Below are 12,874 nucleotides of genomic sequence, written 5' to 3' on the forward strand. Positions count from 1 at the left end.
CTACCCAGGGCAGCCTGGTGTGGTGGCAGTGACAGGGGCCACAGCAAGGGTGACGGGCCGAACACCAGCTTGACGCATTCCCAGCCTGGTACCCCAGGGGGGTACTTAGGGGGGAACGCCCTAAGCGATTCTTTCCCCGATTTCTCATCGTGGAGAAATCGGGCCCAGCGGAGCGTCCCTAGCAGGGACACTGGTTCCCGCCTGGGAAATCGGAGAAGTACCCTTCTCCAAAAATGAAATAAGAAGGAGTTTTCCCCATGTTTTTTGGTAAAAAGCTGCCGGTGACCTGGCTGGTGGTGGGTCTGGGCAACCCCGGCGACAAATACGAAAACACCCGGCACAACGCCGGGTTTATGGCCATTGACCAGCTGGCCGACCGGGGAGACTTCCCGGTGCAGCGGCTGAAATTCCACGCCCTCACCCACCAGGCCGTGGTCTCCGGCCAGGGGGTGCTGGTGATGAAGCCCACCACCTACATGAACCTGTCCGGGGACGCGGTGGCGGAGGCCGCCGCCTTCTATAAAGTGTCCGAGGAGCATATTCTGGTGCTGTGTGACGACGTGTCTCTGCCCCTGGGCAAGCTGCGCATCCGCACCAGTGGCTCTGCCGGAGGCCACAACGGCCTGAAGAGCATTATCCAGCGCCTGGGCACCGACAAATTCCCCCGGGTGAAGATCGGCGTGGGGGGCAAGCCCCACCCCGACTACGACATGGCCGACTGGGTGCTGGGCAAGTTCGTGGGCCCGGACAAGACCGCCATAGACGAGGCCACCCTGCGGGCGGCCCAGGCGGTGGAGTGCTATCTCAAGGACGGGCCCCAGAAGGCCATGAATCAGTTCAACTAACTTTGGTGGAAAAAGGAGCCGCTATGAAGGAATTACTCCACATTCTCCAACAAGTGCCCCAGTTTCCCGCCCTGGTGCAGGCCCTGGAGACGGGCCAGTCCCCGGCGGCGGTGTCGGGGCTGTCCCGCATCCACCGGGCCCACTTTGCCGCCGGACTGGGCACCGCCCTGGACCGCCCGGTGGTGATGGTGTGCGCCGACGAGGACGAGGCCCAGGCCCTGGGCCGGGACATCACCGCCTTCACCGGCTGGAGCGTGACCCTGATTGGAAGCCGGGAATTCAACTTCTACAACGGCGCTGTGGCCTCCCACCAGGGGGAACACAGCCGCCTGGCCGCCTTCTACGCCATGGCCCAGGGGGAGTGCAAGGTCATCACCGCCACGGTGGAGGGCCTGTTACAGCGCACCCTCTCCCCTGAGGAGCTTCTCGAACATGTGGTGACCATCTGCTCCGGCGGCTCCTATGACCCCACCCAGCTGGCGGATGCCCTGGCCGCCCTGGGCTACACCCGGTGCGACCAGGTGGAGGGCGTGGGCCAGTTTGCCCTGCGTGGCGGCATTCTGGACGTGTTCTCCCCCGCCCAGGACCACCCGGTGCGGGTGGAGTTCTGGGACACCGACGTGGACTCCATGGGCCTGTTTGACCCCGCCACCCAGCGCCGGGTGGGCCATCTGGACAAGGCGGTGTTCCTCCCGGTGCGGGAGGTGCTGCCCCAGCGGCAGGAAGACGGGACCTGGCAGCAGGTGCCCGACCATCAGCTGCCCCAGCGCTACCCCGTGGCCCACACCGCCGTCCACCACCTGCCCCCGGACGCCGTGGTCTGCCTGTCCGAGTCCGCCCGGGTGGCGGAACGGGGGAAAAACTGGCTGTGGCAGCTGGACGAGGACCTGAAAACCCTGGTGGAGAGCGGGGTGCAGTTGGGCAAGCACGCCACCTTCGCCCTCACCTTCCCCCAGCTCATGGAGGAGCTCCAGCAGTTCCCCCTGTGCTTTTTGGACTCCTTCTCCACCTCCACCCTGCCCCTGCCTCCCAAGGCCCTGTTCAACGCCCAGGGCCGCCAGCTGTCCACCTTCGGGGCCAACCTGGACTCCGCCGCCGCCGACCTCACCCAGCTGCAAAGCGCCAAGACGGGCACGGTGGTGCTGGTGGGCAGCGAGCAGCAGGCCCTGAACCTCCAGGCCCTGCTGCGGGAGAAGAAAATCCGCTCGGCGGTGGACTTCCAGCTCCACGAGCTGCCCGCCCCCGGGGGCATCACCATTGCCGTGGGGGGGCTGTCCGCCGGCTTTGACTACATCGGCTGCCCCTTTGCGGTGCTCACCCAGGGCCAGAGCCAGGGCAAAAAGAAGGGAAAACGGCTGAAACACGCCGCCGACCGCCGCCGGGTGGACTCCTTCACCGACCTGACCCCCGGCGACCTGGTGGTCCACGAGCACCACGGCATTGGCCGCTTTGTGGGCATGACGAAGATGAAGGTGGACGGCATCGACAAGGACTACATCAAGCTGGCCTATGCCGGAACCGACACCCTCTACCTCCCCGCTACCCAGCTGGACTCCATCTCCAAGTATATCGGCGGCGGAGACGATACCCAGCACAAAAAGCTGTCCAAACTGGGTGGCACCGAGTGGGAACGGGCCAAATCCCGCACCCGGGCCGCGGTCAAGGATTTGGCCAAGGGGCTCATTCAGCTCTACGCCCAGCGGCAGCGGCAACCGGGGTATGCCTTCGCCCCGGACTCGGCCTGGCAGCGGGAATTTGAGGACGACTTCCCCTACCAGGAGACGGAGGACCAGCTGCGCTCCATCGCCGAGATCAAAAAGGACATGGAGGCCCCCCGGCCCATGGACCGCCTTTTGTGCGGCGACGTGGGCTACGGCAAAACCGAGGTGGCCCTGCGGGCCATGATGAAGTGCGTGCTGGACGGCAAGCAGGCGGCCATTCTGGTGCCCACCACCGTGCTGGCCCGGCAGCACTACCTCACCGCCAGGAGTCGGTTTGCCAAGTACCCGGTGGAGATTGAAGTGGTGTCCCGGTTCCGCACCCCCGCCCAGATGAAAAACGCCCTCATGGGAGTGGAGGACGGCTCGGTGGACATTCTCATCGGCACCCACCGCCTGCTGCAAAAGGACGTGCACTTTAAAAACCTGGGTCTGCTGGTGGTGGACGAGGAGCAGCGGTTCGGGGTGACCCACAAGGAGCGGCTGAAAGAGCTGGCCCGGCAGGTGGACGTGCTCACCCTCTCCGCCACCCCCATTCCCCGTACCCTGAACATGGCCCTGTCCGGCATCCGGGACATGTCCGCCATTGAGGAGCCCCCCTCCAACCGCCAGCCCGTGCAGACCTACGTGCTGGAGCACAACTGGTCGGTGTTGGCCGACGCCATGCGCCGGGAATTGGAGCGTGGCGGCCAGGTGTACTACCTCCACAACCGGGTGGACACCATCCACGCCACGGCGGTAAAAATTCAGGATATGTTGGGCGAGGATGTCACTGTGGCGGTGGGCCACGGCAAGATGAGCCAGGAAGAGCTGTCCGACGTGATGACCCGCATGGGGGACGGCGAGGTGGACGTGCTGGTGTGCACCACCATCATCGAGACGGGCATTGACATTGCCAACGCCAATACCCTCATCATCGAGGACGCCGACAAGCTAGGGCTGGCCCAGCTCCACCAGATTCGAGGCCGGGTGGGCCGCTCCACCCGCAAGGCCTACGCCTACATGACCTACCGCACGGGGAAGGTCTTGAGCGAGATCGCCACCAAACGCCTCTCTGCCATCCGGGAATATGCGGAGTTTGGCTCCGGCTTCCGCATCGCCATGCGGGATTTGGAGATTCGAGGGGCGGGCAATCTGCTGGGCCCCGAGCAGTCCGGCTTCCTCATGAGCGTGGGCTATGATCTGTATCTCAAACTGCTGGAAGAGGCGGTTTTGGCGGAAAAGGGAGAGGTTCCGGTGCAGGTGCGGGAGTGCACCGCCGACCTGTCCGTGCCCGCCTCCATCCCCGAGCGGTATGTGCCGTCGGCCCAGCAGCGCATGGACCTGTATCGGCGCATTGCCCGCATCCGCACCGAGGAGGACGGGGACGACGTCACCGACGAGCTCATCGACCGCTTTGGAGACCCGCCCCGTGGGGTCAATAACCTCATTTCCATCGCCCTGCTGCGGTCCCAGGCCGCCAAGTGCGGCATGGTGGACATCTCCCAGAAGGGGGCCACCCTGCGGTTTACCCTGGAGGAATTTGACCTCCAGGCCATCGCCAACCTGGGAGGCCAGTACCCCGCCCGGCTGTTGTTCACGCCGGGGCAGGACAAGGGCCTGCTGACCTTGAAGCTGAAACAGGGGGAGGACCCGCTGCGGGTGGCGCAGCAGCTGGTGGAGAGGTACACCGCTCTATTGCCCCAAAAAGAAGCATAAAGAACCCGGCGGGGATGATTTTCACATCATCCCCGCCGGGTTGTTATTTTTGGTGTTTTCTCAGCGCTGTTCCCGCTTCTTGCGCTCTGCGGTCACCAGAGCCAAGCCGCCGCAGGCGGTGAGGGCCGCCACGGCAAAGGCCAGCAGATTGGCCTGGTCTCCGGTCTGGGGCACATCCTCCCCGTCCGGGGTCTGGCTAGGCTGGGCACTGGGCTGCTGGGTCGGCTGCGCGCTGGGCAGCTCGGGCAGTCGGCCCAGGGCGGCCAGCAGCGCCTCTGCCAGCTCATCCACCATGGCCTGGTCCTCCTGGGTCAGGCTGGTGTCGCCCAGGACCTGATAGGCCTGCTCCAGCAGCTGGTGGAGCTCCTGGAGGTCCTCCTGGTCATAGCCGCTGAGGTCCTGGCCCTCCACCTGGTCCACGGCAGCCTGAAGGCCGCTCAGGTCCACCTTGTCCTCCACCGGAATCTTGGCAAACTCCACCTGGATGGTGTGGTTGGCCTTCACGTCGGTGAAGGTGTAGCGATGATCCTCCAGCTGGACGGCCTGGCCGTCCACCAGCACCTGGGCCACCTGATAGCCTGGCTCACAGGTGATGGTGTAGGTGATGCTCTGGCCCTCCACCACCTGGGTCTGGCCGGGGTTGCTGATGGAGCCGCCCACTCCAGCAGTGGCCTCAATGGTGTAGGTCACCGGCTCCGGCTGGGCCTCGGTGACAAACTCCTGCACCTGGGTGGTGGTGATGCCGTACTGGTCGTTGGTGACCCGGGCATACCAGCCGTACTGGGTCTCGGGCTGGAGGCCCTGCCAGGTGTGCTCCACGTCCCCGGTGCTCTGGGGATAGCTGGCGATGACCTGCTGGGTCTGCAGGTCCACGGTGAGGCGGTCGGTGGTCAGGGTCTTGTCGCTGGTGTCGAAGTCCACGTCCAGCTCGCTGATGTCGATATTCACCGCTCGGGTGCCCTCGCCGTAGCTGTCCAGCTTGGGGGTGTCGTAGTAGTTGAAGTCATCCCGGTAGGGAGAGTAGGAATTGAGGTAGATCTTGTCGTTTTTCAGGTCGAAGTACAGGAACTTGATGTACTCAGAGCCGCCCTCGGGGTCGGACTGGTAGTCGGTACAGATCTGGTACACCGTGCGCTCCTTGATGCCGTCCCCGTTGTCGTCGAAGCAATCGGTCTGGATGCTGGCCCCGTGATAGTGGCCGTTGAGCACCGCAATGACGTTGGGGTTCTGGGCCACCACCTGGTCCTGGAGCAGCTTTCCGGTGTAGTCCAGCAGGCTGTCCGCCTCCTTGACGTTGGTGTAGCGGTGGAGGGCGATGATGGCCTTGCGGTCGGAATACTGCTGGAGCACCTGGTTCATCCACTCAATTTCCTCGGTGTAGATGTCCCAGCTCATGTAGAGGATGATGAGGTCCTGTCCGTTCTCGGTGAGCAGGTCATAGTGGCCCAGGTTGTTCTGGTAGGAGCCGCCGTAGGTTTCCTGGTCGGCAAAGCGGTCCTCGCCAAAGTATTTCCAGTAGTTGCCGTACCCCTCGGCGCCGGCGTACACGTCGTGGTTGCCGCCCAGCACGCCGTAGGGCATGCCCGCCTCGTCGAAGATCTGCATGGCCTCATCGGCGTTTTTCCACTGGCCCACCATGTCCACATCGTCCACAATGTCGCCGGTGTGGAGCACATAGCGGATGTTCCACTCCTGGGCGTTGTCCACAATCCACTGGTTCATGTTGGTGTAGTGGTAGGGGAAGCTCTCAGCATAGTACTGGGTGTCGGTCTCCCAGGCCAGGGCGAAGTCGTACTGCTCCGGCCGTCCGGTGCCGTCCCACTCAGACAGGCTCTGGGCCTCCAGGGCGGTGGCAGCGGAGATCTCCGGCTCCACACCCTGGGTGGCGCACTGCACCAGCAGCACGGCCTGGCCGTCCATCACATGGTCCTGGGCGGCAACGGACTTGGAAATGGTGCCGTCTGCTCCGGCCTGGGCCACCTGGTCCCAGCTCTGGGTGGTGTAGTTGTAGATGTACATGGTCACCGGGTGGGTCTGGTCGGCGTGGCTGGCGCTGCCGCTCCACGCCACGGCGAGGGTGTCGTCCGCGGCGGTGTCTCCGGTTTGGATGGTAAACAGCTGATAGGGGAAGGTGCCGTTGCCCTCGGGGTCGCCGTCAGCCACGGCAATGCTGCCATCCTCCAGGGAGAAGTTCTTACCCTCCAGGAAGGTCACGTCTGCCACCTGCTGGTCCAGCGAGACGCTGAGCTGGGCGGTGGTGGCGGTGATGCCGTCGTTGTTGGTGTCCGAGACGCTGGGGTCCACCTCCTGGGTGGTGAAGGTCACCTCAGCGGTGGACACATTGCCCGCCCGGTCCGAGGCCACCACCTTCAAGGTGTGCTCGCCCACGCTCAGCTCCCGGGGCACCAGGGTGGTGGGCAGGGTCAGGGGCTGGCCGTCCAGGCTCACCGCCAGGTGCTCCACCCCGTTGGCGTCGCTGGCCACGGCGCCCTCCTCCAGCAGCAGGGGCTGGTAGAGGACGCTGCCCTGGGCCACACCCAGGTCAAGGGCGGGGGCGGTGTTGTCCACCACCACGTTGGCGGTGGTCTGCTTGTCTCCAGAGGTGGCCACAATCTGGTGCACGCCGTCGGTGAGGGCGGTGGTGTCCAGCTGGGCGCCCACGGCGTTGACCTCAGCGGCGGGGATGCGGAAGGTGGCGTTGAGATAGGGCACCATGCCGGAGCTGTCGCCGATGGTGTGCCAGGCGTCCAGTTCGGTGCTGGGGTTGGTCTTGTCGTTGTCGGGTCCGATCTCCACCGGCAGGTAGCTGTTGCCGTTGGCCAGCACCAGCTGGAGGCCGGAGACCTCAAAGTTCTCGTGGTTCTCGTTTTTCACCACGTCGTAGATCTCCTCAAAGGGGGTACCGCTGTCGCCAGCCCAGATGGTGAGGGTCACGTCATAGGTCTGGGTCTCGGCGTTGTAGGTGAAATACTTGTTGTCCACGTGGATGGCCCGGGACAGGGGCAGCTCACACCAGGGGCTGAGAATGGTGATGATGTCCCGGCTGTCGTCGCCATAGGGGGCCGTCACCGCATTCTTGAAGTAGTTGTTCATGCCGCTGGTCTTGACCATGAAGTAGGCCCCGTCCTCCAGCACCATCTGGGTGTCCACCTCAGTGCCATCCACGGAAATGGTGGTATTGGCGTTGTCTCCGCCGTCGTTGGCGGTGACGGTGCTCACCCCGGACAGCAGGGTGTCGTCGGCCACATTCAGCCGCACGCTGTCCCCGGTGTCGTTGAGGCGCTCAATGGCCACCGTCTCCTCCGCCGTCTCGCTCATGCCGTACAGGGTGTAGGCCCGGACCTTGAAGGTGACCGAGTCATGGCCAAAGAGCACGTCGGCGGGAATCTGCATCAGGAAGTGGCCCAGACGCCACTGGGTGGTCTGCTTGATGCTGGTCCACTGGGTATCGTCGTCCAGCTTGTAGAGAATTTCCGTGCCAATGAGGTAGGGCCGGTTCTTCAGCGCTTCGCTGCCACAGTGGTAGTCCCCCTCAAAGGCGTCCAGGCGGTCATCCGAGGTGGCGCCCACGAGCAGGTCCACGTCATACATCACCTTCAGCCAGTCCCCCTCCTGGATGGACGCGGGCACAGGCAGCCCCTCGCTCTCACACACGTTCAGGGTGGGAGCCTTGCCGTCATCGGCGGGGTAGTTGGGATAGCCCTGGAAGGGGAGCAGCTGGTCCAGCACCTGCCAGGGCTCTACCTGGCCCGGGGTGGCCTGGGAGACGGTGGCGGGGATGGAGGCGTTTTCCTCGCTGGTGCCGTGGGGGCAGGCATATTGCAGGGCGGTGCGAGCCGAGGAGAACTGGTCCGAGGCGGTGTTAAACCCTGCCACGGTGAAGGCGTCCTCCTCCGAGGTGCCCAGGCGAATCCACCGGGGGGCGCTGCCGTGGAGGCCGGAATAGTTGACCTGCACGATGTCCTTGCCCAGCTCCAGGTCGGTGCCGTAGAAGTTGTTAAACTGCTCCACGGTGGTGCCGTTGCTGGTCAGCCAGTACACCATGGTCTGGCCGGGCTGGATGGTGGTGGTGAAATCCCCCACCGTCCAGGTCTTGCCGGACTGGGCGGCGGTGCGGGTGGGGTAGTCGTAGTAGTACAGCACCTTGTAGTAGCCCAGATTGATGGGCTTGTCGGTCTGGTTGTACACCTCAAAGTAGGAGTACTGGCCGCCGTCGGGGGAGCCGGGATTGGCCGCCACCTCGGTGACCACCAGGGGGGCCGCCTGGGTGTCCTGGGGCACCACGGGGCTTACGTTGGTGGTCTGCTCCTGGGTCTGGGCGGACTTGCCGGGGCCGTAGCTGGCGGTGACATACCACTGCACCTGGTCGGCGTAGATCCGCTCGGCGGGTACCTGGCCCACAAAGCTCTGCCCATCTCCGGTGGCGGTCATGTCCACTTCCTTGTAGTTGGTGTAGGCGGTCTCCTGCTGCCCTGCCATCTGGCGGTAGTGGAGGGTCACTTTCATGGCAGAGGGGGTGCCCTCATAGGGGATCTGGGCGGTGACCGTCAGGCCGTCGCCGCCCACACCCTGGACGCTTGCAATGTCCGGCATCTGCTCCACCACGTGCACCTTCTCCGGGGGCACCTGCTCCGGGGAGACGCTGCCGGGGGTGGCGTCGGCCACGCCCAGGTTGGTGCACTCCCGGCCGGCGCCGGAGTAGCCGTACTGGATGGCCTGCTTGTCCGGGTTGCCCGTGGCGATCTCGTCGCCGTGGGCGTTGGACCAGGCGGAGACGAGGATGGAATCCTCATCCTTGCCCAGGAAATAGCCACGCTTGGCGCTGTTGTGGATGCCGCTGTAGGGAATGCGCACGATGTCCACATTCTCCACCAAATCGGTGCCATAGAACTGGTTGAACTCCTTCACCGTGCGGCCACTGGTGCCCTCGCTTTGCCACAGCACCATGGTCTTCCCCGGCTGGATGTACAGATCCTGGCCCTGGGAGCCCCAGTCGGCGGGCTTGAACACCTTGCCCGTGCCCAGACCAGCCTCATAGGCGTAGTAGAAGGTGTACTCGCTGAGGTTGATGGCCTCATCGGAGTTGTTGTATACCTCGGTGTAGGTGTAGCGCTTGCCCGAGGCCTGGTCGGTGGAGACCTCGGTAATCAACAGTGGTGGGGCCTGGGTCCAGTCCACAGCCTCTGCCCCGGCCTGAGCCTGGGGTGTCTGGGCAAAGCCCGGGACGGCCTGGGACAGTGCCATGGAGGCGGCCAGAATGGACGCAGCCACAGCTCGCATGTTCTTTCTTGACATCAGTTTCTCTCTCCTTTCCTTTGTCCGCTTCACCAAGGCATTATACCGAGCCCCCGGTGGGCTTTCTATCCAGGGTTTTAGAACTTTGTGTAAAGGTTTCGTGATGTTCTATTTTTTTCCTGGTCATCAGAAAGGCGGAGATGGCAGACACCACAGGCACCGTCAAAATCACCCCAATGGAGCCGGAAATACCCTGCAGAAGCTCAATTCCAATGGCGTACTGGTTCATAAACTCCAGATAGGGCATGTTATAGGAGTAGATGATGATGAGGGTGTTGATGGAGCCCCCGGCAAAGGCCAGAATCAGGGTGTTGGACATGGTGCCCATCATGTCCCGGCCCACGTGGATGCCGGAGCGGAACAGCCGCTGGAAGTCCAGCTCCGGGCTGTTGGCGTGGATCTCCGCAATGGTGGAGGCGATGGACATGCTCACGTCCATCACCGCCCCCAGAGAGGCAATCAAAATGCCGGAAAACAGGACGCCCGCCACATCCAGGCGGCTATTCTGGGCGATAAAGGCCAGAGTCTCCACGTCGTCCACATTCAGCCCGGAGATGTGGCCCAGATACCCGAACAGGTAGGCGGTGGCCCCGGCGATGAGCACCCCGGTGACGGTGCCCAGCACCGAGCACAGGGTCTTATAGGAGCAGCCGCCAATGAGGGACATCACCACCACCGTCACGATCACCGAGGTGAGGGTGGCAGCCACAAAGGGGGACACCCCCACATACATCAGGGGCAGATAGAAAAAGAGAATGCACACGAAGGTGAATACCAGACCCACCGCAGAGCTGACCCCCTGCTTTCCGCCAATGAGGCAGAGAATGACCAGAAACAGGGCAATCAGCACCCACAACACCATGCCACGGTCGTAATTGTACACGGTGGCCACCAGATTTCCCTCCGAGTCGGTGTTCACCAGGGCGATGACCCGCAGGCCCGGCACGCACTTGGCCCCGGATTGATTGGCATAGGGGCTGGTGGCCTCACAGGTCTGCCCCTTGTAGGCCCCGCTGGTGATGCGAAGTTCCACCGTCTGATTGCCCTGGAGCTCCACGTCGCTGTCGTTCAGGTTGCTGGACATCACCTCTTCCACCACCGCCTTGGCAAAGGTGGCCCCTCCGGTGGGGCGCAGGGCGGGCCGGTCCAACCTGCCGTTGAAGGCGATGAGCGCTCCCAAAAACATCACCACGATCACAGCCCCCACCAGCAGAAATCGCTGTTTTCTACTCTGTCCAACCATCTTCATCTCTCTGACTCCTTTTTCTTCAATTCACGGATGGTTTTTTATTTTAGAAGGTGGATATTCCCCTGTCAATCGTTCTTCTAAAGCCAAACAGAAACTTTACACCCCTCTTACATAGCGCCTCCCGTTCCCTGCCTGGGGGCAAAAGCGGCATGGTGGATATCTCCCAGAAGGGGGCCACCCTGCGGTTTACCCTGGAGGAATTTGACCTCCAGGCCATCGCCAACCTGGGGGGCCAGTACCCCGCCCGGCTGCTGTTCACGCCGGGGCAGGACCAGGGCCTGCTGACCTTGAAGCTGAAACAGGGGGAGGACCCCCTGCGGGTGGCGCAGCAGCTGGTGGAAAGGTATACCGCTTTGTTGCCGCATTCATAATTTAATACGAATTAAAACAGACAGAAGGAGCGCCCCACTATATTGGGGTCACTCCTTCTGTCTGTTTTAATTTTATCTATCTTTCGTTTTTACTGAGAGTTTCCTCACATATTTCAACTGATCAATCGTTTGCAGTCAAGTCAACATAGGGAATATTGTATGCGGGATAAGGCGAAGCTGCGGTAATCCCGCTCACAATTGGACGCAAATACGAAATCAACAAGGAAACTGCATTCTTTTCCAAGAGTACTTTCCGTTCCTCCTCAGTAAAGCGATCGCTTTCCCATCTGAAATAGGCCTCTTCCACTGCTTCTACATAAAACGGTGCAGTATCATTTTTTTCACCCAAAACCAGTGTGATACTAACCCGTGCCGTATTTTCAGGAATTTCATGATCGGTATCGTTCTGCTCAATTTGCACAGAGATGTCCATACGCATTTCTACCGTTTGCCCTTTGGCAAACCCTTTGTTGATTTCAAACTCCAGCTTAGTTGTGGTCGGAGCAGTAAATTGAAATGCACTTTTTTTCATGTCTAAACGGTCCCTCCAAAATCATGCAGATTTCAAATCTTCAACGAAGGCAGACGTATAGTATTCGGTGGGCTCATTCTGATTGCGAGCAAAAGCAGAATTATAATCACAGTCCCATGTGCCTCCATGTGGCAACTCCACCGACTGGGTGTAAACAGGTTCTGCGTATGCTGGCATCACAAAACGGGTGGAAAAAATCACAGTGGGCTGGTGGTGGGAAACATTGTTTTTGATTCCTAACGCAGATAGGATTGCTTCCTCATCCAGTGAATTTGTCCGAACCACGGTGGATTCTCCCTGTTCGATCACTTGAATATCATTATCAATGGCACGAAAATAACCATCTATATTTTCGTTGCGCATGTGATTGAGCCGATATGTGAATCTATTCCACTCAGTCTCTGATAGTAAAATTCGATTGTGCGCAGCCATACGATCACCTCTCCAGTTCACAATTAACTGTTACTTTCAACATACTCTGACAAACGCTGAAAATCCTCTCCTGGCATTAAGTCCAGATACATTTTCACTGTCGTACTGTGCGGGTCCGGGTCATCCTCGTAGACAGCTGAAAATCCCCTTTTTTCATACCAAGCAACCTTATCCCGCAACGCATCCAAGACCAACAGTCGAACCGGCCATTCTCGATACAACGACCGTGCCTGAAGTACAATATACTCCAAAATCGCTGTTCCAATACCATGATCCTGCACTTTTGAATTAACAGCAATGTAGTCGAGATGGACCATAGCACGGAAGGGTGGTTCACGGGAGTAGTAATCCGCAAGTGGCGAAACTGCATTTTTTACATCCAGAGTATCAATAGAAACAGAGTAGGCACCCACCAATATCTCTTGGTCATCCTTCACTTTTAGATATACACAATATGCACGGGCTTCTCTGAGCAAACAAGCGTAATACGTCTGGTCGATCATGTTGCTGACAGATGGGTTTCCACAATCAAAGCCATGTAAATCTTCTTCTCCCATAAGTTTATAACATAGATCAGCCATGAAAATCACCTACACTGACAAGACCGTTCTATAGTGATAATAATATATTTTATTTCTATTGTCTAGACGCACAATCACCAAATTCCGTGTTTGTTTTGAGAAATGTGAAGAATTGTCCGGTTGATTCTGAGCAATTTTCTCAAAACAATTCCA

8 protein-coding genes are annotated in these 12,874 nt (G+C 60.7%); 3 read left to right on the forward strand and 5 right to left on the reverse strand.

All coding sequences use genetic code 11. The features are described from left to right. The first annotated feature begins 257 nt into the window (after window positions 1–257). Entirely contained in the window at window positions 258–845 is a 588-nt protein-coding gene (pth, locus tag B5F98_RS07425) for an aminoacyl-tRNA hydrolase (RefSeq protein ID WP_087371003.1), read from the forward strand. Between the two features lie 23 nt (window positions 846–868). Further along, window positions 869–4,261, forward strand: a complete 3,393-nt coding sequence (gene mfd / locus B5F98_RS07430; protein WP_087371006.1) for a transcription-repair coupling factor — start codon at window positions 869–871, stop codon at window positions 4,259–4,261. 60 nt (window positions 4,262–4,321) lie between these two features. Here mfd and B5F98_RS13470 read toward each other — a convergent pair whose 3' ends face one another. After that, window positions 4,322–9,556 (reverse strand): metallophosphoesterase, encoded by a 5,235-nt coding sequence (locus tag B5F98_RS13470; RefSeq protein ID WP_087371009.1) that lies wholly within the window; start codon window positions 9,554–9,556, stop codon window positions 4,322–4,324. Window positions 9,557–9,596: 40 nt separating this feature from the next. After that, window positions 9,597–10,805: a YibE/F family protein gene (locus tag B5F98_RS07440; protein ID WP_206418099.1), complete on the reverse strand. Its 1,209-nt coding sequence runs from the start codon at window positions 10,803–10,805 to the stop codon at window positions 9,597–9,599. 149 nt (window positions 10,806–10,954) lie between these two features. Here B5F98_RS07440 and B5F98_RS07445 point away from each other — a divergent pair, with 149 nt between their 5' ends. Then, window positions 10,955–11,176 carry a hypothetical protein gene (locus B5F98_RS07445; RefSeq protein ID WP_087371011.1) on the forward strand — a complete coding sequence of 74 codons (222 nt, stop codon included), beginning with the start codon at window positions 10,955–10,957 and terminating at the stop codon, window positions 11,174–11,176. Between the two features lie 121 nt (window positions 11,177–11,297). Here the strand turns inward: B5F98_RS07445 and B5F98_RS07450 are convergent, their stop codons facing one another. The 3 genes from B5F98_RS07450 to B5F98_RS07460 form a co-directional block, all read right to left on the reverse strand. Next, entirely contained in the window at window positions 11,298–11,708 is a 411-nt protein-coding gene (locus B5F98_RS07450; RefSeq protein ID WP_087371014.1) for a protein-export chaperone SecB, read from the reverse strand. 21 nt (window positions 11,709–11,729) lie between these two features. Further along, window positions 11,730–12,071 (reverse strand): hypothetical protein, encoded by a 342-nt coding sequence (locus B5F98_RS07455; RefSeq protein ID WP_206418100.1) that lies wholly within the window; start codon window positions 12,069–12,071, stop codon window positions 11,730–11,732. 92 nt (window positions 12,072–12,163) lie between these two features. Then, window positions 12,164–12,697, reverse strand: a complete 534-nt coding sequence (locus tag B5F98_RS07460) for a GNAT family N-acetyltransferase (RefSeq protein WP_158099815.1) — start codon at window positions 12,695–12,697, stop codon at window positions 12,164–12,166. Between the last annotated feature and the right edge of the window lie 177 nt (window positions 12,698–12,874).

Origin of the sequence: Pseudoflavonifractor sp. An44 (genome assembly GCF_002161675.1) — a bacterium.
Classification (GTDB): Bacteria; Bacillota; Clostridia; order Oscillospirales; family Oscillospiraceae; genus Enterenecus; species Enterenecus faecium.

Coding starts and splice junctions, on each gene's coding strand:
- B5F98_RS07450 (WP_087371014.1), bottom strand. CDS start 11,708: ATGAAAAAAAGTGCATTTCAATTTACTGCTCCGACCACAACTAAGCTG.
- B5F98_RS07460 (WP_158099815.1), bottom strand. CDS start 12,697: ATGGGAGAAGAAGATTTACATGGCTTTGATTGTGGAAACCCATCTGTC.
- B5F98_RS07445 (WP_087371011.1), top strand. CDS start 10,955: ATGGTGGATATCTCCCAGAAGGGGGCCACCCTGCGGTTTACCCTGGAG.
- pth (WP_087371003.1), top strand. CDS start 258: ATGTTTTTTGGTAAAAAGCTGCCGGTGACCTGGCTGGTGGTGGGTCTG.
- B5F98_RS07440 (WP_206418099.1), bottom strand. CDS start 10,805: ATGAAGATGGTTGGACAGAGTAGAAAACAGCGATTTCTGCTGGTGGGG.
- B5F98_RS07455 (WP_206418100.1), bottom strand. CDS start 12,071: ATGCGCAACGAAAATATAGATGGTTATTTTCGTGCCATTGATAATGAT.
- mfd (WP_087371006.1), top strand. CDS start 869: ATGAAGGAATTACTCCACATTCTCCAACAAGTGCCCCAGTTTCCCGCC.
- B5F98_RS13470 (WP_087371009.1), bottom strand. CDS start 9,556: ATGTCAAGAAAGAACATGCGAGCTGTGGCTGCGTCCATTCTGGCCGCC.